Raw genomic sequence first — 22,863 nt, 5'->3', positions numbered from 1 at the left:
ACTCATCCTCGTCGCTTCGGGTCTTTATGCTTTAAAAAAATGGGTCTATTTTTCATAAACTGAAACGGTGCCCGCAGGAGGAAATCCTTCCAGTCCTTCAACGAACGGGGGGCCATCAGACTAAGGAACGGAACGCCAAAGCTTTGCAATTTAGCCAGATGAATACTAAGCATCAGAAAACACATGATGACTCCATACAACCCGAAGAGGGCTGCCGCGAACATGACTGCAAAACGGAGAATACGCATGGAAATGCCGGCACTGTATACAGGTGTAGTAAAAGAAGAGATGGCTGTAATTGCTACCACAATAACCAGAATCGGGCTTACAATCCCGGCATTGACAGCTGCCTGTCCAATAATCAGACCGCCGACAATCCCCATGGCCGGACCAATGGGTTTGGGCAGCCGAATCCCCGCTTCCCGCAAAATCTCGATGGCAATCTCCATTATCAGCGCTTCAATAAGCGTGGAAAAGGGAACTCCCTGTCTTGCACTAATAATGGAAATGACCAGCTTGGTCGGAATCAGTCCGGGATGAAACGAGATAAAGGAAATATAGAGAGCCGGGGTGAACAAAGATAACGAAGTTGCCAGGAAGCGAAGAGATCGAATCAGCGACCCCGGTATCCATCGTTCATAGTAATCTTCAGGAGACTGGAACATCATCCCGTACGTGACGGGCACAATGAGCGCAAAGGGCGTGCCATCCAGCAGAATTGCCACACGTCCCTCCAGCAACGCGGCCATGACCCGATCCGGTCTCTCTGTATTCTGAATATGCACAAACGGGCTAAGAAAATTATCCTCGATAAGCTGTTCTACATAGCCCGACTCCAGCACCTCATCCATATCAATAGTCATAATCCGCCGCTTTACCTCATCTACAAGCTCAGAATCAGCGATATCTCTGAAATACACCACCATTAGTTGCTTCCCCACTCTTTTACCGACTTTAAAGGATAACATCGCCAGTTCCGTACTTTCCCCATGTCTACGAAGCATTGCCGTGTTATCGCTGAGTGTCTCCGTAAAACCGATTCGCGGTCCTCGCAGCACAGACTCTGATACAGGCTCTTCAACTGCTCGATTATTCCCCTTGGGTGTACCCAGCACAAAAGCGCCCCGTATACCTTCAACGATGAGGATCACTGAACCAAACAACACCTTTCGCAAAGCGAACTGTACATCGTACGTACATTCCGTCTCCGACACGAGCATGACCTGGCGAATAATCATATCTCGAAGCGCTTCTCCTCGTGCAAGCTCCTTGTCCTTTTGCTCGGATCTCCCCCAATCCATCAGCGGCTTTAAAATGTTCTGATCCATACCCACCTTGTCCGTTAAGCCGTCCACAAAAAAAAGGGTACATGCAGCATCCAAATTCCCTAAAAAAATAGGGCGTTCATTCACGTCCGCCATATCCGTGGCTGCTTGTCTCATTTTATCCACATTAGCTTGGTAGTCTGCGGTAAAGGCTTCCCCTTGCTTCTCTTCTGCAAGGGTATTCTGATCTGCATGTTTCGAACGATCCTGTTCCTCCAGCAGCTTCAATCGCTCCCTGCGTCTACTTTCCCGGCCATCCAAATTTTTGATTAGCTGTACCGCCAAGAAGATAAGCAAAGGCACAAGGAACAAAAATAAGGCCTCGATCCACACAGTCCAATTGGGCATGTGTTGTATGATTGCCTTCCACACATTCATTCCTCCTTGAATTCCACCCGATTTGTATATAGATTTACCTGGATTAGAAAAAAGATGCATGAAAGATGAGGCAGATGGAACAAATTTCTTTACTCATAAAAGGAATAAAAAGGTGAATTTGATAGATGAGCTGTATTGCAAAAATGGAAATCCATGATAATATCTATTCATTCTATGACTAATGTCACAAATTTGTTGAATTCGTGGTCCATTATTCGAATCTAAAAGGAGTTGTAGGTATGAAGAATCATTTTTGGAAAAAAGCCGCCGTATTGAGTCTGCTGGCGGTGATTTTGTTAGGAGGAACGGCGATCAGTCCCAAACAGGCTAAAGCATCGTCCGAGCCTTATATGGGGGAAATTACGATGTACCCGTACACGTTCGCTCCTAAGGGCTGGCTAAAATGCGAGGGCCAGCTGTTGCCCATTGCTCAGTATTCAGCATTATACAGTCTACTCGGCAATAATTTTGGCGGTGATGGAGTGCGTACATTTGCATTGCCTGACTTGCGCGGAGCTTCTCCGATGCCGAATGTAGATTATTACATTTCTACCGAAGGGCTATACCCGTCCCGCCCATAATATGAATACGTTCAATGGTGTGTTATTTAACGAAGAAGAGGTGATAGCGTGCTCGAAGGCAATAACTTCACACGCAATAAATTAAACCCCTACCGTGTGCTGGTCCCACTTATGCCGTTGATCGGCGGTGCGTTCTTGCTTATAGGGACGAATGAAGCCCATGCTGCCGGTTGGGAAAATGTAGTGCTTAACAAACCAACTACATCCAGCGGTTACACCCAGCCCTATGATCCCTCCAAGGCTGTGGATGGATCAATTGAACCAACAAGTCGCTGGTATCAGGCGAGCAATAGCGAGAAATGGATCCAGGTAGATTTGAGAGACTGGTATATCGTAGATCGATACGTTGTTACAGGTATGGGGGTCCATTACGGGTGGAACGATCAACGTGATCCGTACAGTTTCCGATTACAGACGAGCAGCAACGGCAGTAATTGGGTGACTGTGGATACCGTGCAGAATAACGGGAGTTCTAATCTTCAAAAGAGCATCACTCCTGTAACTGCACGATATCTGCGATTATATATTGACCAAGGAAATGCCAGAAACAATCAATGGGCTTCCATCATGGAGTTCGCAGCCTATGGGGAGCAATTACCCGTACCCCAGGCTCCGGGTCATTTTACAGGTACTAAAAATGGAAATACGGTAGAGTTAAGCTGGGATGCCGTTCCTTATGCAACTTCCTACAAAGTCGTGCGTGATGGTATAACGCTCTATACAGGCAACTTAACCCAGTTCAAAGACACTTCAGCATTGCCACCAGGTGAAGCAGTCTACACCGTTCAGGCTGTGAATGCTAAGGGGGAGAGCACTTCCTCCGAGGTTAAAGTGAACATTCTGACCGATGCCGAGAAAGTCGCACAGGCCAAAGCCGCCCTTGCTTTAGGCTTCTCCCCTGGAGACACAGTGGATTCAGTATCCCAAAAGCTGACATTGCCACTCACGGGGTTGAATGATGCGACGGTGAGCTGGAGTTCGGATACTCCTGCCGTCATTACGAACGAAGGAACTGTAATACGCCCGCGGTACGATCTGGGTGATCAAAAGGTAAAACTGACAGCAACGATTACAAAAGGAACCGCCTCGGATACCCAAACTTTTGAAGTTACCGTTTCGAAGATGACTGCTCAAGATACATTAAATCAAGCAGCAGATGCCCTATCGCTGGGTGATTTGTCTGCGGTACAAGACAATGTATCACTCCCTTTATCCGGTTATGGTGGAGTGCAGATCGAATGGTCCTCGTCCAAACCTCTTGTCATTGAAGTAGATGGAACACTCACCAGACCTTCCTATAGTAGTGGAGATACGGATGTTACCCTAACGGCTACCCTGCAACTTGCAGGCTTAACGAAAACAAAGGATTTTACTGCACACGTACTCCGTCTGCCGATGAGCGACACGGAAGCCGTGGATGCAGCATATAAAGCACTTGAACTGCCGATCACGACAGTAACCGGAGACGTATATTTGCCCAAAGATGCTTTGAATGGTGTTCAGGTGTCATGGTCGTCGAGCCAGCCGCAGTTCCTGGATCATACTGGACATGTCACCTTCCCGACCTACGTACAGGGCGATCAGAACATCACGCTTGAAGCGGTTGTGTCAAGAGGCGGAGTGGAGCTTCGAAAAACCTTTAGCCTGCTCGTAGCCGCATTACCTGTAAGTGCTGATGAGGCAGTGAATTTGGCGGCAAATACACTAAATCTGGATTACCCGCAAGGGATTAAGGATTCTATCGCCCTGCCTCGTACAGGGGCATTCGACACCCGAATCGACTGGTCCTCGGATCAACCGGATATCCTCAGTGACAGCGGTCAGGTAAATCGGCCTAAATATACTGACGGTGATAAGAATGTACAGTTAATTGCTATGATTTCTAAAGGTATAGCTTCTGTCCAAAGAACATTCACGATTACCGTGCTGAAAGCTTTGCCGAATACACCTTATGTACGATTGAACGGCAATAATCCAATTGTGCTGGAAACTGGCGACACCTTCACTGATCCGGGAGCCAGTGTACTGGACAGCGTATACGGCAATATTCTGATTCCCGAACTTTCAGGTACCGGCAATGTCGATACCAACGTACCTGGCGAATACGTATTAAACTATGCTTATAGCGATAATGGAGGCTGGACGGCAGAGCCAGCAGAACGCCGTATAAACGTGCTGCCCCGTGCTGTTGTGGCCAGAGCAGGCAATGAGGATATCGCCTCTGTGATTGTTACAGGTGCTTTACCGCGCGCCCGGCTTGAGCTATACAATGCTCAGCAGGAGCTTATAGCGGAAGGAATCGCTTCGAGTGAGGGAAAATATATATTTTCACCTGTATTCGAGGGAACCAGCTATTATGTACTGCAGAGCCCAAACGGCATGAAGAGCGCTCCTTCTAGGCTAGTGTATCCGCAAGGCTTAACTGCACAGCGTGTTGCGGATTCCATCACAAGCATACCTGCCCCTACAACAAGTGATACATTGCTTAGGTTGCCTGCTGTACCTGATGGCTTCCTTGTGGCCATTAGCAGTAGCAGTCAGCCAGACATCGTGCGTACGGACGGGACTATTTTTAAAGCAGATACTCCTTCCATTGTAACTGTCATACTGGATGTGATGAAGGTAAGCGATGGTTCTCATGCTTTAACACAAGCCATGGAAGTCACCGTCCCCGCCAAAGTGAGTGTGGATACTGGCAAGTCTAATAAAGATAAAACTGAGGAGCAGGATCTGTCTACTGCCGAACAACATTTAGAATTCTCCGAACAAGGAAAAACGGTCTCCCTCTTTGTTCCTTCGGCGGCATTTCTGGACGAACAGATCCAACAAGCACTTCGCGAGGGCAAGGCATACGCTGATATTCGCTTGGAGCAGGAAAAGCAATTGAGTCGTATTCTCCTGACTCATTCTGTACTGAATAAATGGGATCGGATTGGAGCCTCGGTGATCTCTCGATATGGAACACTGATGCTATCGAGTGACACGCTAGCCAGTATGGGCGCTTCAGGCCAGCAAGACGTCACCCTATCATTCCAGCAGGCAGATCAGCAATTCCGCGATTGGGCTGAACAGCAATCCAATCTAAAGCTGATCGGGCAGGCTGTAGAAATTAAAGGTACCGTGACAGGGACTGCGTCCATCGTTCTGCCGCTGGATAGCGAATCCTCAAGTGAATTGCAGAATCTGAAACCCCAATTCTCCGTTCTTGTGAGGTATGAAAATGGTGAGCATGAGGTTCTAAAAGGCACTTCTGTGATGAATGCACAAGGAATTTTATCGGGAGTGAGTGTGAATACACCTCGGTTAGGTACCTTTGCCGTTGCCGTTTCTACGGATGCGTCTCAGATGGATCAGACCCATGCACAAAATGACCCCATCCTTTCGTCAGACTCGCAAGAGCCAGCTCAGGTATGGCCAGACCTACAAGATCACTGGGCAGCGAAGTCCCTACAATCTCTTGCAGCCAAAGGCTGGATGCAGGGCTATAAAGACGGCAACATGCGCCCTGAACGTGCGGTAAGCCGGGCAGAATTTGTAGCCGTATTGATTAGAGCTTTAGGAACAACTGGAGACGAGAGCCCGTCTACCTCATTTACAGATATGAAGGGACACTGGGCTGGATCAGCCGTGGAAACTGCACACCGTCAGGGATGGATTCAAGGACTAACCGCCCAGACGTTCGGGCCTGATGAGAGCCTTACCCGTGAACAGGCGATGGTGATCCTGTCATATGTGATGCAGAATCAGACATCTGTTTCCGGCCCTACAGGATTGCAATCCTACAAGGATAATCAGCAGATTTCTTCCTGGTCCTCCACAGCATTCGAAAATGCCATAGGTTCGGGTTGGATCAGCGGTTATCCTGATGGAACGCTCAAACCGAAAACCGCCATTAGCAGAGGCGAGATGGCTGAATTGCTGGTACGTATTTTCAAATAAAGCTGTTGAACACGTATAAATCTAATAGACTACACATGAAAGCGCGGTCCCAAGCTATTTGGGGACCGCGTTTTGTTATCGATATTTTATAAAGCGATGCTTGTGCATTCACCCTTTTTACTTCCATAAATATATTATGAATATCAGCAAAACGGGGCGATTAACCATCTGTCACCTCTACAGCAGGAAGAATGAGGAGGAGATATTTGAGCATGAAACATAAAAGATCGTTCAGGTTCAGTGGATCTTCAAAAAAAGACGAAGATCGCAGACCCACAAGAGCAAATAGAAATATCGAAGCGCTTCTCAAGCTTATTAATGAATTAACCTCGATCGTCCCCCTTCTATTCGCAAACCCTTCTGCAGCTAATGTATCTTTATTACAACAGCTTTTAAGGCAATTGCTGGCTCTGACGAAAAGCTTGAGACTTAGGGGTGGGGGAAAGGCAGATTTACTGGCAGCCTTGGAGCTTGCTATTGTAGCTTTAGAAGCCAAGCCTTTCTCCCCGATCAGCGTAGGGACTACATTACAGCAACTGCTGGATGCCCTATTGTCCATCGTTTTACAGGAATCCCTCAATCCAACGCTTAAAGACAGTTTAATCCGTGCCATCAGAACTGCGGGAACGACAGTTAGCAACGCATTAAGTAAACCGTATTTATCAGGGAATCCCGGCCCACAAGGGCCTCCCGGGCTCCCTGGGCCTGTAGGGGCAGCTGGACCTGCCGGAGCTGAAGGTCCTGCCGGACCTGCTGGGCCACCGGGACCCGCTGGACCTGTGGGTCCCGCCGGACCTGCCGGGCCTGTCGGAGCCGCAGGTCCTATCGGGGCCGCTGGACCTGAGGGGCCTGCTGGACCTGCCGGGGGTGTGACAGGCGCCACAGGCGCTACGGGCGCAGATGGCTTGGTCGGGCCAGTTGGAGCCACCGGACCGACTGGCGCTGATGGCCTGCCAGGCGCGGTTGGTGCGGCCGGGCCTGCTGGGCCCACAGGAACGACTGGCGCTGATGGCCTGCCAGGCGCGGTTGGTGCGGCCGGGCCTGCTGGGCCCACAGGACCGACTGGCGCTGATGGCCTGCCAGGCGCGGTTGGTGCGGCCGGGCCTGCTGGCGCCACGGGGGCAACAGGTGCTGACGGAGCTATCGGAGCCACAGGCGTTACTGGAGCCACAGGCTCGGGAGCAATCATTCCGTTCGCTTCGGGTGGACCGGCAATTTTGACGACCGTTGCCGGCGGGCTAGTTGGAACTACAAGTTTAATCGGCTTTGGAAGCTCGGCAACAGGGATAAGCCTCGTAAGTGGAACCATTGACCTCACAGGTACACTTGTAGGACCACTTATTAACTTTGCTTTCTCCGTTCCACGGGATGGTGTGATCACATCCATTGCCGGATATTTCAGCAATACGGTTGCACTAAACCTCGCCGGTTCATCTATAAGCATCACTGCCCAGTTGTTCAGTTCCCCAACACCTAATAACACCTTTATAGCTGTTCCCGGAGCTGGCGCTACATTGACCCCTCCACTGACTGGCAATATTGCTTTAGGAACGACTTCTAGTGGGATTGCTACTGGATTGGCTATCCCCGTAACCGCGCAAACCCGTCTGCTTATGGTTTTCTCTGCCACTGCGACAGGTGCCTCCCTCGTCAATACCGTGGTGGGTTACGCAAGTGCAGGTGTCACTATTACCTGATCCAAAACAAAAAGGGCCCCGCAGAATTGTTGAAGTGCACCCCTTAGAATAGACATTGGAAAAACCCCCGGGTTTAGCCGATGAAATTCTAGGGGGTGTATTTTTATGGGACAAAAGTTTAAGACCTATTCAATTGCACTGAAAAAAGAGGCGATTCGCCTTCACATCGAAGAGAAATGGACATATCGCCGAATCACGGAGCACTTGGAGATTCAGGATGCAGATCGTGTGAAAAAGTGGATGAGGAAATTTAGAGAGCGGGGAGAGTATGGACTTCTAGATGGACGGGGACGTCGGAAGCAATATGTGAGTCAGGATCGGTATGTGCAAAACCTGAAACGGGAGAATGAGTTGCTAAAAAAGTGCTTAGTAGCCTGGAAGGAGGAAGCAAACAAGAGAGATATCAGATCATGGAAAAGGTAGCCGCATACGGAGATATTCAGAAACTCTCTCACGTGTTTGGTGTGTCCCGAAGTGGGTATTACGCCTATTTAAAACGTAAACGAAAAGATCGCGATGCAAAGGCAAAGAAACAGGTGCTTCAAATTTATCAGCGATACGAAGGGAAATATGGCTATCGGCAGCTTCAGTTGTTCCTTTGGCAAGATCATGGAATTTGGATGAACCACAAGAAGGTGCTTCGTCTTATGCAAATGCTCGGTATTCAATCCCGAATTCGTCGCAAACGACGCTTCATAAGTTCGTATGCCCCTGCTCAGCGTGTAGCAGAGAACCGCCTGAAACGGAATTTCACTGCGGAAAAGCCTAATCAGAAATGGGTAACTGACATTACCCAGTATCGTGTTGGAGAGCGCTGGGTATATCTATCGGCAATCAAGGATCTGTTTAATAACGAGATCGTGGCTTACGAAATCAGCGAACGCAACGACAATGAACTCGTGCTCCGCACATTCAGCAAAGCGTTTGCTAAGCAGAAAGACGCTTACCAGGACATGCTACCCAATGGTTGGCGCCCAAATCAGCATGTCTCGTCGAGGAAATTGTTATGACAATGCCTCGCTGGAGAGTTTCTTCTCGCATCTCAAAACGGAAGGACTCTACCCTTATCATATCCGAACGGTTACCGAAGCACAAAGCAAAATCGAGAAATATATTCGTTTTTATAACCGAAAACGGCCACAACGAAAACTAAAAAAACTGGCGCCGATAGAGTACCGACGCCAGTTTGCCGCCTAGGGGCTTTTTTCAATGTCTACAAAATGGGGTCATGACCATTGTTCCTGTCGAGCCCTTTTTATGCATTCCCTCAAGGGAATTAAACCGTTTCAAGCGATATTTTCACTACTTCTCCCTCTTCACAGACGGCGAACGTTTTAATTTGTCCATGGTCAGGCTCTTGAACGAGGCCTGTTTGCAAATCAATTTTCCAGTCATACAAAGGATCATAAATATAATGACCAGATACTATTGCCTCTGTAAGAGGACCACCTTTGGGGTGAGGATTACTATTTTCAACAGCATACAGCTTATTCTCCGAAGTGCGGAAAACAGCAATTTCAGCACCTTTGACGTGGATAGTGCGTCCTATTCTGATCGGAAAATCCTTACTATGACCGACAACAAGCCATTCGGCATTCTTGATCATTTGCTTGCTCGCTTCCTTCCTCAGGCATTTTAGATGCAATTTTACACAATAGACGGAGTGACAGCCTCAAATAGATTTTTGCGTGTATCCTCATCATGGATGATCTTTTTCCATGGGTCTTCGACCTGTTGTAATGCAAATTCAACGCGTTCTACTAAAGCTTGTCGATTAGCTGTATCGTTTACGACAGCCTTCTGAACCTCTTCCAGACCGATCCGTTCCACCCACTCGGAGGTACGTTCCAGATATTGCCCTGTTTCGCGGTAGAATTGCATCACGGCTCCTACAATATCAATCAGTTCAGCGTCGGTTTTTACTTTACAGAGTGAATCAGCCAACCGTGCTTTAATACCGCCGTTTCCACCGATAAAGATCTCCCAGCCCCCATCGTTGCCTACGATTCCGATATCTTTCGTACATGATTCCGCACAGTTGCGTGGACAACCATTAACCGCTAATTTAAATTTTGCCGGGAAATCCAATCGTTCGAATTTCCGTTCCAGCACTTCGCCCATGCCCATCGAGTCCTGTGTACCAAAACGGCAAAATTGCGATCCAACACATGTTTTCACCGTACGAAGCGACTTCGCGTACGCATATCCCGAAGGCATATCGAGTTCTTCCCACACTTTAGGCAGATCTTCTTTACGGACACCAATCAAATCCAGCCGTTGTCCCCCAGTTACTTTGACAACTTTTACATTGTATTTAAGCGATACATCAGCTATTTTCTTCAAATCTTCTGGAGTCGTTACACCACCGTACATTCTTGGCACCACTGTAAACGTTCCATCCTTTTGAATGTTCGCGTGCAATCGCTCATTTACAAACCGGGAATCTCCCTCATTTTCATAAGTATCAGGATTAATCATACCCAAGTAATAATTCAGCGCTGGACGGCATTTGGAGCATCCTTCATCATTATGCCAGCCGAGTACATTCATCACTTCACGCGTAGTGGTCAGCCCTTTGGTTTTGATTGCTTCAACAATCTCGTCCCGGCTCAAGGTTGTGCAACCACATATTCCCTGCTTGGCTGATGTTTTGAAGCTGTCTCCAAGAACATATTGCAAAATTTGCTCAACAACGGGCTTACATCCTCCGCAAGAACGCGTAGCTCCAGTACATGCCTTAATTTCATCCACGGTGGTTAGTCCATTTTCATTGATTGCTTCCACAATTGCCTTTTTAGTCACACCGTTACAGCCGCAGACAATTTCATCGTCCGCCATGGTTTCAACGGATGACGTTTTCGCCCCGTGATTGCCGCATCCAGTACCCATGATCTGTCCATAGATCTCATCTGTCATTTCCGTTTGCTGACGCACATATTTTTGCAGACTAGCAGATTCACTCACATCGCCGAACAGTACAGTACCAACAATTTTATTATCACGAAGCAGTATCTTTTTGTATGTTCGCTTCCACTCATCCTTCGCTACAATCGCCGTATGTTCAGGCTGGGTTATGAATTCGCCAGCTGAGAAAACATCTACCCCTGAAATTTTAAGCTTGGTGGAAACTACCGATCCTGCATAGCCTTCAGTATCCACGCCTGCCAAATGCTTGGCAATCACACTTCCCTGTTCAAACAGCGGAGCTACCAGACCGTAGCAGATTCCACGGTGCTCAACACATTCCCCTACAGCGTATACATCCGGCATGGAGGTTCTCATGAAATCATCGACCACAATCCCGCGGTTCGTTTCCATACCACTTTCTTTAGCTACCTGGATATTAGGTTTAATCCCGACGGCCATTACAACCAAATCTGCTTCCAGCTCGCTTCCATCCGAGAAGCGCAGTCCTTGTACCCGATCTTGACCGTACACTTCCGCAGTTTGCATTTGCATAGCAAACTTGATTCCCTGGCGTTCCAGTTCTGCTTTCAACATCGCAGAGGCTTCCCGGTCCAACTGACGTTCCATCAAATCTTCCATTAGATGAACGACCGTAACATCCATCCCGAGATTGACCAAGCCTTTAGCTGCCTCCAGCCCCAACAGACCTCCACCAATAACAGCTGCCTTCTTATAGGTCTTCGCCGCCTCCAGCATGGCCGAGCAATCTGCGATATCCCGGAAACCAATGACGCCTGGTAACTCTTTGCCCGGAATAGGTAGAATAAACGATTGTGAACCAGTGGCAATCAAAGCCACATCGTAATCAATTTCCAGTCCATCTTCGGTGTGAATCTTCTTGTGCTCACCGTCGATGCTTTTAACCATTTTTCCTGTATATAAAGTAATCCCTTGATCCGCATACCATTGCAAATCGTTCAGTATGATATCATCTATTGTTTTACTACCTTCCAGCACATAAGAGAGCATGATCCTGTTATAGTTCGGATGCGGTTCACTCCCCAGAACTGTAATTTCGTACTTATCTGTTAATTTTAAAATTTGTTCGACCGTATTGATACCAGCCATCCCGTTCCCTATAATCACAAGCTTTTGTTTACTGTTTATCATATACCGGTTCCTCCATTCATTCGACGATACTCCCTATCCGACGACATCTCCTACGTTCCTATGAAATTCTGTTTATGCTTCTATTTTAATACAGCAGATAGGTCTATATGTGATTGGGATCACAATGTAGTTAAAATTATAAATAATTAGGGTTTTCCCTATTTCACTTCAAGGGATAATGGTAAGAGTCGGTAATGATAGAAGTATCATCGAACAAATCTATTTGCCCTGAAAGTCAAAAAGGAACCCCTCTTCTTAAGAAGAGGGGTGGGGTCAGCTTAAAAGTCGGATTTTCTCTCTTCACCGTGGGAACGTCTGGCAAAATCGACGAATTGAAATTTGTCCAGCCGATGCCTTGATTCGGTGTACTGGAACAATGTCGTGTCTTCCAGATAAACATAGTTACGTACTACAACCACATGAGTATAGTTCAGGAGGTCCATCAGCCTACGGTCTTCTTCATCTGCATCTTCTACAGAAACGACCTTTTTGGCATAACTGATTGGAAGATGGAGTTCTCCCTCCAGATATTCATAGATGGATTCCCGGCTAATGTCCTCGGTAAGCACGGGTACAATGTCTGAGCGAAAGTAGTCTTTATCCAGTATGACGCATTCACCTTCAATTTCACGTGCACGAATGACTTTCCAGACCCAATACTTGTCTTTGTCAATCTCCAGATGAGCAGCTATATCATCTGGAACGGGAATCAACTGATTTTCATGAACAATGGTTTGTGATTTGCGCCCAATCCGCTCAGACATTTCTTTAAAACTGACCAATCCTCCTATCGGAAAATCCATCCGTCCGATATCCAGAACAAAAGATCCTTTGGCCTTTATTTTATGGATATACCCATTTTGTGCAAGCAAATGAAGTGCCTTACGCACGGTCTCACGAGAAGTGTTATACTCCCGGGCCAGTTCATTTTCAGAGGGCATTTTCGAGCCTGGAGCCAATGCGCCTGTCTGAATTCGTCCCGAGTATTCTTGATAAATTTGCAAAAATATATTCTTAGTCAATTTTCATCACCACGTTAATTGTAGCATTCTTTCACTGACCAAGTTACTAAAAAAGGCTAGCAGGACGGATCTGACTTAATTCGTATGGTCCGATGAAGAATTCAAATGAATTCTCATTAAGACATATTGCAGATTGTTCGCCTCGCCCGGCAATTCTTCAATTGATTCAATCATACTCTGCCCGTCAGGGACAATAATCGGTGTAATAATAGGATACCCCGATTTCTGGATCAGCTGACGGTCAAATTCCATCAGAAGCTGGCCCTGCTCCACGGTTTGACCTGTCTCCACATGCATGGTGAATCCTTCTCCCTTTAACGACACCGTGTTGATTCCTACATGTACCAGAATCTGCACACCTGTCGGATGCTCCAAAATCAAGGCATGCTTGCTTTTCACCATGATGTGAATGACCGTCCCACTGAAAGGGGCTAGAATCCGGCCATCCTGCGGTTGCACTGCAATACCTTGCCCCATCTGCCGTTCGGCAAAAGCCGGATCAGGAACCTGCTCCAATGGCACCACATGCCCCAGTACCGGAGTCTTTACTTCCAGCACATTCAGTGCAGAATGGCGGCGGCTCGAATCTGTCTGTACGGAGTCGTTAGCTGGTGTCGTAGCTGGTGTCTGACGGCGCTTATTTAGCAGTTTCCCATACATGAAGGTTAAAGCGAACGGCACAATTAATACGATTGCCATCCCGACGAAGAATACTCCCCAGTTGTTTGGGAAAATAGACAAGAAACCCGGAATCCCTCCTACACCAATGGAAGAAGCCATTACATGATTTACAGTAAGCAGGATACCTGCGATACCGGAACCGACCATTGCGAATACAAACGGATATTTATACCGGATATTCACCCCGAAAATAGCAGGTTCAGTTACACCGAGAAATGCAGACACGGAAGAGGTAAGAGCCAATCCTTTTCCCTTTTGCTCCTTCAATACCAGCATCATTGCCAATGCTCCGGCACCTTGAGCGATATTGGACAGCGCCAGCATCGGCCATAAGAACGTGCCACCCTGCGTACCAATTAATTGCACGTCCACCGCCAGGAAAGTATGATGCATTCCCGTGATCACGAGCAAGGAGTAAAAGCCTCCATAAATCAGGCCACCCAGCGCAGGAGCCAAATCGAAAACGTATACAAGACCAGACGTAATTGCATTACCAATCATAAAAGTAACTGGACCGATCACTGTAAAAGCAAGAAATCCTGTGATTAGTAATGTAATCGGTGCTACGAGCAACAGCTTAAATGAATCCGCTATCTTTTTATTGAGGAATTTCTCAATCTGTGCGAGCACGTAAGCGGATACTAAAACGGGTAAAACCTGTCCTTGATAACCAATCTTGTTCACTTGCCAACCAAACAAATCCCACACCGGAACGGTTCCTTTGGTAACAGCATCCGCATAACTGTATGCACTTAGCAGATCCGGATGAACCAGAATCAAGCCCAGTACAATCCCGAGTAAAGGACTACCGCCAAACCGGACAACAGCCGACCATCCAATCAAGGCAGGTAGAAATGTAAATGCGGTGCTGGCAATGGTATTAATAATTGCTGCAAAGTCAGTCCATTGAGGATAGACCTGAACCAGAGACATTCCTTCGAAAAAGATCCCTTTGCCTGTCAAAATATTATTTATGCCAAGCAATAAACCTGCAGTCACGATCGCGGGCAAAATGGGAATAAAGATATCTGCCAGCGTCTTGATGGCACGCTGAATCGGGTTTTGTTTTTTACTAGCCGCATTTTTGACATCGTCCTTAGAAGCCCGGCTGCCTCCTGTAATGGAGATCATTTCGTCATATACCTTATCGACCAGACCTGGACCAATCACGACCTGATACTGTCCTTGTGAAGAAAATTGACCTTTGACCAGATCATTTTGTTCGAGTGCTTCTTTATCGACCAGCTTATCATCATACAGGGCAAATCGCAGACGAGTTACGCAATGCGTAGAGGCCTCTATGTTGTCTTTACCACCAACGGCTTTTATAATGTCTTCCACCTGTGCTCTTTCAATCGCCATCTAGTCCACTCCCTCGACGTTTGCTCATTTTTAAAGCAGCCACCCGGCTTAAAATGAATGTACTACCGGGGGACTACTAGACATTTTCATACGATTCACTAAGGTTAGCGAACAATCCACATATAGGAAGCGTACGGAGTCAAAGAGACCACCTGATTTAGCTTCGGAGTATGCTGGGTATTCCCGCTTAAAAGCTCAGCCGCATCCAGCCCTTTATTTTCTATAGATGAATAAAATGAATCCGGTATACGGAATTGTACATCCTGCCCGCTAAAATTAGAGATGACGATCAAAGTCTCTTGTTCATTGCTGCGTTGATAGGCATAGACCTGAGGATGAGCTTCATCCAAGCGTTGATAAGTCCCATCGGTAATAACCTGTACCGTCTTACGCAGATGAATCAGCTTACGATAATGATTGTAGATCGAGTTCGGGTCCTCTAACTGAGACTGAACGTTGATCTGCGGATATCGTTCATCTACCTTTATCCAAGGTGTACCTGTAGTGAATCCCGCATTGCGAGTGTTATCCCACTGCATCGGTGTTCTTGAATTATCACGGGACCGCTCTCGAATGATATCCAAGGCTTCCTCTGCACTTTTGCCCTGCTCCTGTAAGATACGATACATATTCAGAGATTCAACATCTCGAAATTCTTCAATATCTGACCACTGCGGATTAGCCATACCAATCTCTTCACCTTGGAATATATAAGGTGTTCCCTGAAGTCCATGTAGCGTGGTGGCCAGTAGCTTGGCACTTTCCGCATGATATTCGCTATCATCCAAAAAGCGAGAGATCGCTCTTGGCTGATCATGATTGTTAAAAAACAATGCACTCCAGCCGCCACCCTGTTGCATGCCAATTTGCCAATCCGAGAATAGCTTTTTCAGCTTTTCAAAATCATAAGGCATGAGTTCCCACTTTTGCCCGTTTGGATAATCCACCTTCAAATGATGAAAATTAAAGGTCATGGATAATTCTTTTCTGTCTGGATTGGAATAACGGATGCAGTGATCCAGTGAGGTGGAGGACATCTCCCCTACCGTGACGCTGTTATACACTGAAAATACTTTCTCATGTAATTCATGAAGATATTCATGCACATGCGGACCATCCGTATAATATTTACGCCCGTCCCCAGGAGCCGTGCTTCCATCGTCGTTCGAGAATTGCTGATCTTTGGAGATCAAATTAATGACATCGAGCCGGAAGCCACTAACTCCCTTCTCTGCCCAAAATTCCAGTACATCAACAACTTCCTGACGGACTTTGGGATTTTCCCAGTTTAAATCCGCCTGAGTCTTATCAAACAGGGTTAGGAAATATTGGTTTGTGGCCTCATCATACTGCCAAGCTGGTCCACCAAATTTGGAAATCCAGTTATTCGGAGACCCTCCATCAGGTGCTGGGTCACGCCAGATATAATAGTCTCTATATTCACTATCCTTAGAATGCCGTGCCTTCTGAAACCAGACATGTTCTGTTGAAGAATGGTTAACCACGATGTCGATCATCAAGTGCATCCCACGTGTTCGAATTTCCTGGCTCAATTCTTCAAAATCCTGCATTGTTCCATAGTCAGGATTAATCCGGCAATAATCGGCTACATCGTACCCGTTATCACGCTGTGGCGAGACATATACAGGCTGCAACCAGATAATATCAACACCCAGTCCTTGCAGATAATCCAGCTTTTGTGTCAGTCCTTTTATATCACCGGTTCCTTTGCCTGTCGTATCGTTAAAACTTTTGGGATAAACCTGATAAACGACTGATTTGCGCCACCAGTCCTGATCTTGAGGAATTAAAGCCTTGTTCATTGCTTCCATCCATGCTCATTCCTTTCTTGCGAAATGAAGTAGCGTAAAAGATTTTAGTATAACGCTTTCAACTTCTTGTATATACAAGATTAAATCATGTATATACAAGTTGTCAATATACTTTGTTTATTAAGGTAATACCCGTTTTAGAACTGGGCGATCAGAAAACTACCCCATATTTTCCCGATTGTATTTCATGACTCTTTGAATGAACTCAGTTCACACGAAAAAGGCTCCTGCCTATAAGTCAGGAACCTCTCTTTTTCTATGAGAAATACGGTATTTATTTATATTTATATCCAGATGGATAGCGCACTATAAAGGAGCAATAAGGCCATTATGATATTGAAGGAGCGCTCATACTTATTCAAGAAACGTTGAAACATGGCGCCGAAAACCGCCCAGCACATAACAGCTGCAAAACCAATGCAGGTCAGAAGTAACGATATCATAAACAGTGTCATATACGACGCATCATAAGGCATTACAAACGTTGAAATGACCGTAATACCGTACAAAATGATTTTTAAATTGATAAATTGCAGCAGCAACCCTGATTTGAAGGAATACCCTTCATTAGGGTCATTGTCCTTCGTAGTAGGTTTGCTCTTCGCTATTTTTACTGCCAGATAAAGCATGTACAGACTACCGAGAACATTCATCCAGACCTTGACCCGAGGCAAGAAATGATACAACGCAAGATTAAAATAGCAGGCTAACAGCATAATAGCAAAGCATCCTGCTGTTACCCCCAGTAAGAATGGAAATGCTCTCTTCAAACCTAACCGCCTGGCACTGTCTAATGACATAATATTGTTGGGGCCTGGCGTAAAGCTGGTAACAAGTGCATACGACAAAAATGGAATAAACGGCATGCCATAATCAACTCCAGTGTGCTATAATTGAATAAAATGTACGTTTAAGCGTACGTTTGTACTTCATGATTGTACATTATGTTCTTTATATAGCACAATAGGGAGCAAAAAAATAATGGAGCCTATTAATTTGATTTTAAGTAAAAATTTAAAACATTTAAGAAATGAAAGAAAATTAAGCTTAGACAAATTAGCTGAACTCACTGGGATCAGTAAAACGATGCTCGGCCAGATTGAACGGGGAGAATCGAATCCCTCGATTACAACGGTGTGGAAAATTGCGAACGGCTTGAAAATATCATTCACAGCCCTGATAAGCGAACCGCCTGCCGATGCCGTAGTCGTTCCTAAAAGCAAAGTACAAGTGCTTGAAGAAAGCAACCACTATCGTTTGTATCCGTTTTTCCCCTATGAAGGAAACCGAAATTTTGAGGTCTATACCGTAGAGATTGAAACAGGCGGGGAACTGAGTTCTGCCCCACACCGTGAGGGTACTGAAGAATTTATTACCGTCTTTGAGGGTGAAATGGTGGTAAAAGTCAGCGAAGAAACGTACACAGTGAAAGCTGGGGATTCGATCCGCTTTAAGGCAGACCGTCCACACATATACTATAATTTAGGAGAAACGCTGGTAAGGATGAATATGATCATTTATTACTCTGTATAGTTCAAATCCTTGAAGAGCATACCTGTGAAAGTCCTTAAATTTAAAAGATCCTATTAAAACAAGGACTCTTTTAATAGGATCTTCGGTATAAATCAGTTAGCCTGTATGTTATTCAGGAGACGGCAACTTGCTTAATTATCCGTGCCGGATTCCCGGCTACGATCATATGATCTGGCACATCCTTGGTTACTACCGCTCCTGATGCCACTACAACGTTATTCCCTATCGTAACACCGGGATTAATAATCGCCCTGCCGCCAATCCATACATTGTTGCCAATCGTTACAGGCCTTCCATACTCTGGACCCGCAATTCGTTCAAATGGATCAATGGGGTGAGTCGCTGTGTAAATATGGACTCCCGGAGCCAGAAAACAATTATCCCCAATGCGCACTTCGCAAACATCCAAAATGGTACAGTCATAGTTGGCATAGAAATTTTCCCCAACATGAATGTTGTATCCGTAGTCACAGCGGATGTTGGGTTCCATGCTTATATTTTTACCGGTGGAACCGAAAAGCTCCTTAAGTAACTTTTCACGATACTCACTATCCGCCTCAGTCGTCTGATTAAAGAGACGTACACATCTTCTCGCATACGCTCTTTCACTCGCTAATTGAGGATCAGCTGCTACATATAGCTCCCCATCCAGCATCTTTTGTTTTTCCGTTTTCATAGACATGCGACAATCTCCTTTATATTTTAATTTCATTTCTTTTTTCTCATCCCCACGGGCCGGGCAGCACCCGATATCAAACCAGCAACAATAACGCCAATGAGCACAACAATTAAGGCATGCAGGAGTCCCACATGTTCACCTAAGAGCCCTAATCCTGGAGGCCCCACTAAAAAGGCAAGATAACCGATGGTGGCTACGGCCCCTACCCGGATAGCTGCACCACGAGGATCATCTCCAGCAGCTGATAAGCCTACAGGAAAGCCAAGTGAAGCTCCAAGTCCCCATAACAAGATACCCAATCCAGCCAAGAGGTCATGCTGTCCCCAGATCACTAAAATAATACCCACAGCAGCCAGAACAGCACTTCCTTTCAGCACAGGAACGCGACCGAATTTATCCAGTATAAATCCACCTGTGAAGCGTCCAATGGTCATCGCAGCCACGAATAGCCCGTACATATAGGAGCTTGTTAAGGAGTCTACGCCATAACCATCTACCATCGTTAGCGGCAGCCAGTCATTCGCAGCCCCTTCGGCAAACGCCATCCCGAGCATAATGATCCCAATCAGCAGGCTTCGTCGTTCTTTCCAGACAGCAAGCTGAGCCTTGATATTAGATCCACTCTTTTGGGAAGAAACATCCTGTTCTTTACCTGTATCACGGGGCAAATAACGGTACAAATAGAACGTTACTGCGGCAATTATGACGGCTATAGCTCCAAAATGAACCACTACAGGTACGTGTACCGCCGCTGCTCCAGAACCGATGATAGCTCCTGCAAGTGTCCCCATACTAAACGAACCGTGAAAGGCGGGCAAAAGCGTTTTATTCAACTGATTTTCTACCGCAGAACCTTCGACATTAAGAGCTACTTCGGCTGTGCCATAGCCGTTGCCAAAGATGACCAAACCAACAAATACGATGCTCGTAAACGAAAATGCAGCTCCCAATCCTACAATAAGAAAACCAATTACAATCAAAAGCGCACTTCCCAGAATGACTGACCGTCCACCTATACGATAAATAACATTGCCCGCACTAAGGAGGCCCAATAAAGAACCCGCGGCTAACCCAAAAATAATGATCCCCATTTCGGCAGTCGAGGCATGCAAAATATCTCGTATGACAGGCGTGCGGGACACCCAGGAAGCAAAAGCTACACCCGGTAAGGCGAATAAAACAAATAAAATATTACGAACTACCCTAGGATTCATGGAGGGTTCTACTGTCATCGATTAGCTCCTTATCGACACTTTTTATTAAACTTTTAATAAGTAGCATTATAACAAGTTATTCTATTCGCATCCAGCATTAATATCAAAAAAACTTGGCGGTATGCTACGCTGTGAGAGGTAGCTTCCGTTTGTAGAGCTTTATTATTAGAAGCTCTTTCTCTTCCTCCCATGTCGCCCTAATCCGTTCCATTTAGGAAAACATAAATAAAAAACGTCCCTTACTAAGGACGTCCTTTATAAACTGAATCAGTAGTAGCTATTGTTTTCTCGTCTCTTTAGGAATAGATTGGATAACATCTATAGCACTGGATACAATATCATCCAGACCATTTCCAGATGTAAATTGCCAAACTGCCTTAGCAACTCCATCCTTAATTTCAACTACTGTATTACCAGCTGACCAATCATTATGAAAATACATGTATCTGGATGAATCCCCTCTCGGGAAAACGTAAAAATAACTTTGATTAGCACCGGGTTTTTCTAATGAAGAAAGCGATTTGAAGGAGGATTGAACTGGTCCCGATATAGTAGCGAGATGGTTGTAAAGTAAACGTCAAACAACCCCTCAGGTCATTCATAGTGGCACCACTCTTCTGATGTTCCAAAACAGTCAGTGTAAAGCGTTATTGAGAAATCGTGTCTTTAAGAAAATCCGTAAAACTCACTGGGGATCTACCAATCAGGTTTTCCAAAGCAGGATTGGTTTGCGAGAAATCTCCCTGTCGACTTGCCTGAAACATACCCGTAAGTATGCCAACCATCGCTTCCGGCAGTCCTCGGGACATCAAGTGGTTCCGATATTCGTCATCCGACACGACAATTCGCCGAATCGGTCGATCCAAGACCTTGGAAGCAATCGATGCGATTCTATCCATGTCAATCGCTTCATAAGCCGTAAGGTGAGGAGTTATACCGTCATATCTCTGCTCTGTCAGAATTACCGCTGTGGCTTTAGCCAGGTCGGAATGGGCGGTCCAGGCAACAGGACCATCTTCCGGAGCAATCAATTCCCCTGTTTTCAAGGCATCACCCATCCACATTATCGCTGAGGCGGCATAAAAGCCGTTTCGCAGCGACGTGAAAGCTATTCCTGAAGATTTTAGCATCTCTTCTGTAGCAGCATGAACGTTCATAGGGGGGAAATGCGATGTTGCAGATGAAAACATTTGGCTAGTATACAGCAGTCGACTAGCACCAGCTTTCTTTGCAGAGTCGATTGCGGTATGGTGCTGACGAATAGCAACTTCCCCCAAGGAGTGGGACGAGATAATAAGAACTTGTGCTGCTCCCTCAAAGGCATGAAGAAGACTTTCGGAATCATCGAAATTTCCTTGCCGAACACGAACTCCCCGTTCTTTTAAATCCTGTGCCGTGTTCACATCACGGACACTTACACCAATATCCCCGGCAGGAACACGCTTGAGAAGTTCATCTACGACATTCCGACCTAATTTTCCATTCGCTCCTGTAACAACAATCATTTCTACACTCATCCTTTCGTTTGCAAATCAGATAGAGAATTTCTTGTTATACGATTTTGTTTGTGCAATCATAATCGTATAAATGCATGTTCAAAAAAGTCGGGAAGCACACACAAACAGATCAAGGTGTTTATTTTAAAATCGGCGAAGCGTACATTTCTAGTTACGAGAGCAAGATTTAAAAACCAACGCAGAAGTGTGCAGTGGATTTTTAGTAACTTTTTGAACAATCTCCTACATAAAAGATAAAAGGATTGGGTTGTCCAAACAACCTGCAAAAAGCTGTTTTTGTTGTGTTCCCAACATTCTTGTCCTTTTGTCTGTTATTTGAGTTCAGAAGAAAGAGGGGGTAAAATGTCGGTAAATCCCGAGGATCCGCGTGTTAAAAGAACCCGTCAATTGTTCGTGCAGGCTTTTAACGATTTGGTTGAGAAAAAGAGAAACGTTTATTCCATTTCTGTGCACGATATCACGAATCAAGCAACCGTAAATCGAACAACGTTTTATGCGCATTTTCAGGATAAATATGATTTTCTTGAATATTGGATGATGGAAAAGTTCCAAATGACTATAAGGAATAGACTGCCGAAAGAAACAAGATGCAATGCGGACAATTTGCGAATCCTTATTCAAACCATATTCGATTTTCTTTTGCGGTTTCAACAGTGTAGTACGCCGGGAGACAAGCAGTTTGAAGCGATGTTTGAAAATACCATGCATCAGGGTCTTCATCGACTCCTGCTTAAAAGGATAAATGAAGTGGACACACAGGGCTTTTCTGAGGGAAAATTGGAGGCTATGGCGCTCGTTATCAGTTGGGGCATATTCGGATCGGCTTTGCAGTGGAGTCGGAACCCTCAAGATCGCTCAGTAGAAACTATGTTTGAAGAAGTCATTGAGGTGATATCGGTCAATTTATCCCCTTTTTGGGAGCAAATAACCGGCTAAAGATATGCCCTCGTTGACCCAGCGTGTTGAAACTTCAACAGTATTGTCCATCCGTTTGTTTCAACTTCATAGTAAAAGCGCCTCCTTGAT

Annotated in this window: 19 protein-coding genes; 8 read left to right on the top strand and 11 right to left on the bottom strand. The window is 45.9% G+C overall.

Annotated features, from left to right (window positions below; genetic code table 11):
- Positions 1-2 precede the first annotated feature (2 nt).
- Positions 3-1,703: a spore germination protein gene (locus FKV70_RS17355; RefSeq protein WP_425280364.1), complete on the bottom strand. Its 1,701-nt coding sequence runs from the start codon at positions 1,701-1,703 to the stop codon at positions 3-5.
- A gap of 239 nt (positions 1,704-1,942) precedes the next feature.
- On the opposite strand from FKV70_RS17355, the gene FKV70_RS17350 reads away from it, so the two are divergent.
- The 6 genes from FKV70_RS17350 (at position 1,943) to FKV70_RS27125 (ending at position 9,117) form a co-directional block, all read left to right on the top strand.
- The gene (locus tag FKV70_RS17350; RefSeq protein WP_142613624.1) at positions 1,943-2,284 is read left to right on the top strand and encodes a phage tail protein; all 342 of its coding nucleotides are present in this window, start codon (positions 1,943-1,945) and stop codon (positions 2,282-2,284) included.
- Positions 2,285-2,332: 48 nt separating this feature from the next.
- Positions 2,333-6,223, top strand: a complete 3,891-nt coding sequence (locus FKV70_RS17345) for an immunoglobulin-like domain-containing protein (RefSeq protein WP_142613623.1) — start codon at positions 2,333-2,335, stop codon at positions 6,221-6,223.
- A gap of 212 nt (positions 6,224-6,435) precedes the next feature.
- The gene (locus FKV70_RS17340; RefSeq protein ID WP_142613622.1) at positions 6,436-7,920 is read left to right on the top strand and encodes an exosporium glycoprotein BclB-related protein; all 1,485 of its coding nucleotides are present in this window, start codon (positions 6,436-6,438) and stop codon (positions 7,918-7,920) included.
- Positions 7,921-8,025: 105 nt separating this feature from the next.
- Positions 8,026-8,343: a transposase gene (locus FKV70_RS17335; protein WP_244310777.1), complete on the top strand. Its 318-nt coding sequence runs from the start codon at positions 8,026-8,028 to the stop codon at positions 8,341-8,343.
- Positions 8,331-8,930: an IS3 family transposase gene (locus FKV70_RS17330; protein ID WP_142613621.1), complete on the top strand. Its 600-nt coding sequence runs from the start codon at positions 8,331-8,333 to the stop codon at positions 8,928-8,930. The genes FKV70_RS17335 and FKV70_RS17330 overlap by 13 nt, the downstream gene beginning before the upstream one ends.
- A complete protein-coding gene (locus tag FKV70_RS27125; protein WP_142613620.1) occupies positions 8,812-9,117 on the top strand; it encodes an IS3 family transposase in 306 nt (101 codons plus the stop codon). Before FKV70_RS17330 ends, FKV70_RS27125 begins: the two co-directional genes overlap by 119 nt.
- Before the next feature lie 79 nt (positions 9,118-9,196).
- Here FKV70_RS27125 and nirD read toward each other — a convergent pair whose 3' ends face one another.
- The 6 genes from nirD to FKV70_RS17295 all read right to left on the bottom strand — a co-directional run bounded on the left by nirD (position 9,197) and on the right by FKV70_RS17295 (position 17,760).
- A complete protein-coding gene (gene nirD / locus FKV70_RS17320; protein WP_013369303.1) occupies positions 9,197-9,526 on the bottom strand; it encodes a nitrite reductase small subunit NirD in 330 nt (109 codons plus the stop codon).
- A gap of 41 nt (positions 9,527-9,567) precedes the next feature.
- Positions 9,568-11,997: a nitrite reductase large subunit NirB gene (nirB, locus tag FKV70_RS17315; protein WP_142613619.1), complete on the bottom strand. Its 2,430-nt coding sequence runs from the start codon at positions 11,995-11,997 to the stop codon at positions 9,568-9,570.
- A 278-nt stretch (positions 11,998-12,275) separates the two neighbouring features.
- A complete protein-coding gene (treR, locus tag FKV70_RS17310) occupies positions 12,276-13,019 on the bottom strand; it encodes a trehalose operon repressor (protein ID WP_063211369.1) in 744 nt (247 codons plus the stop codon).
- A gap of 75 nt (positions 13,020-13,094) precedes the next feature.
- Positions 13,095-15,062 (bottom strand): PTS system trehalose-specific EIIBC component, encoded by a 1,968-nt coding sequence (gene treP, locus FKV70_RS17305; RefSeq protein WP_142613618.1) that lies wholly within the window; start codon positions 15,060-15,062, stop codon positions 13,095-13,097.
- 104 nt (positions 15,063-15,166) lie between these two features.
- Entirely contained in the window at positions 15,167-16,894 is a 1,728-nt protein-coding gene (treC, locus tag FKV70_RS17300; protein WP_142613617.1) for an alpha,alpha-phosphotrehalase, read from the bottom strand.
- 284 nt (positions 16,895-17,178) lie between these two features.
- Positions 17,179-17,760, bottom strand: coding sequence for a LysE family transporter (locus FKV70_RS17295; protein ID WP_142613616.1), 582 nt, complete (start codon positions 17,758-17,760; stop codon positions 17,179-17,181).
- 115 nt (positions 17,761-17,875) lie between these two features.
- Between FKV70_RS17295 and FKV70_RS17290 the strand changes: the two genes are divergently transcribed.
- Positions 17,876-18,427, top strand: coding sequence for a helix-turn-helix domain-containing protein (locus FKV70_RS17290; RefSeq protein WP_208738418.1), 552 nt, complete (start codon positions 17,876-17,878; stop codon positions 18,425-18,427).
- A gap of 112 nt (positions 18,428-18,539) precedes the next feature.
- Here FKV70_RS17290 and FKV70_RS17285 read toward each other — a convergent pair whose 3' ends face one another.
- From FKV70_RS17285 to FKV70_RS17270, 4 genes are all read right to left on the bottom strand, one after another.
- The gene (locus FKV70_RS17285; protein WP_142613614.1) at positions 18,540-19,109 is read right to left on the bottom strand and encodes a sugar O-acetyltransferase; all 570 of its coding nucleotides are present in this window, start codon (positions 19,107-19,109) and stop codon (positions 18,540-18,542) included.
- A gap of 26 nt (positions 19,110-19,135) precedes the next feature.
- Positions 19,136-20,338 carry an MFS transporter gene (locus FKV70_RS17280; RefSeq protein ID WP_244310776.1) on the bottom strand — a complete coding sequence of 401 codons (1,203 nt, stop codon included), beginning with the start codon at positions 20,336-20,338 and terminating at the stop codon, positions 19,136-19,138.
- A gap of 259 nt (positions 20,339-20,597) precedes the next feature.
- On the bottom strand, positions 20,598-20,762 hold the full coding sequence (locus FKV70_RS26695) for a hypothetical protein (protein ID WP_244310775.1): 165 nt from the start codon (positions 20,760-20,762) through the stop codon (positions 20,598-20,600).
- Positions 20,763-20,967: 205 nt separating this feature from the next.
- A complete protein-coding gene (locus FKV70_RS17270) occupies positions 20,968-21,825 on the bottom strand; it encodes an SDR family oxidoreductase (RefSeq protein ID WP_064796638.1) in 858 nt (285 codons plus the stop codon).
- A gap of 354 nt (positions 21,826-22,179) precedes the next feature.
- Here FKV70_RS17270 and FKV70_RS17265 point away from each other — a divergent pair, with 354 nt between their 5' ends.
- Positions 22,180-22,773: a hypothetical protein gene (locus tag FKV70_RS17265; RefSeq protein ID WP_064796639.1), complete on the top strand. Its 594-nt coding sequence runs from the start codon at positions 22,180-22,182 to the stop codon at positions 22,771-22,773.
- The last annotated feature ends 90 nt before the right edge of the window (positions 22,774-22,863 follow it).

The organism is Paenibacillus ottowii (assembly GCF_006874425.1).
Lineage (GTDB): Bacteria > Bacillota > Bacilli > Paenibacillales > Paenibacillaceae > Paenibacillus > Paenibacillus ottowii.
The sequence above is the reverse complement of the archived record's forward strand: the minus strand, read 5'-3'. Positions and strand labels throughout refer to the sequence as shown.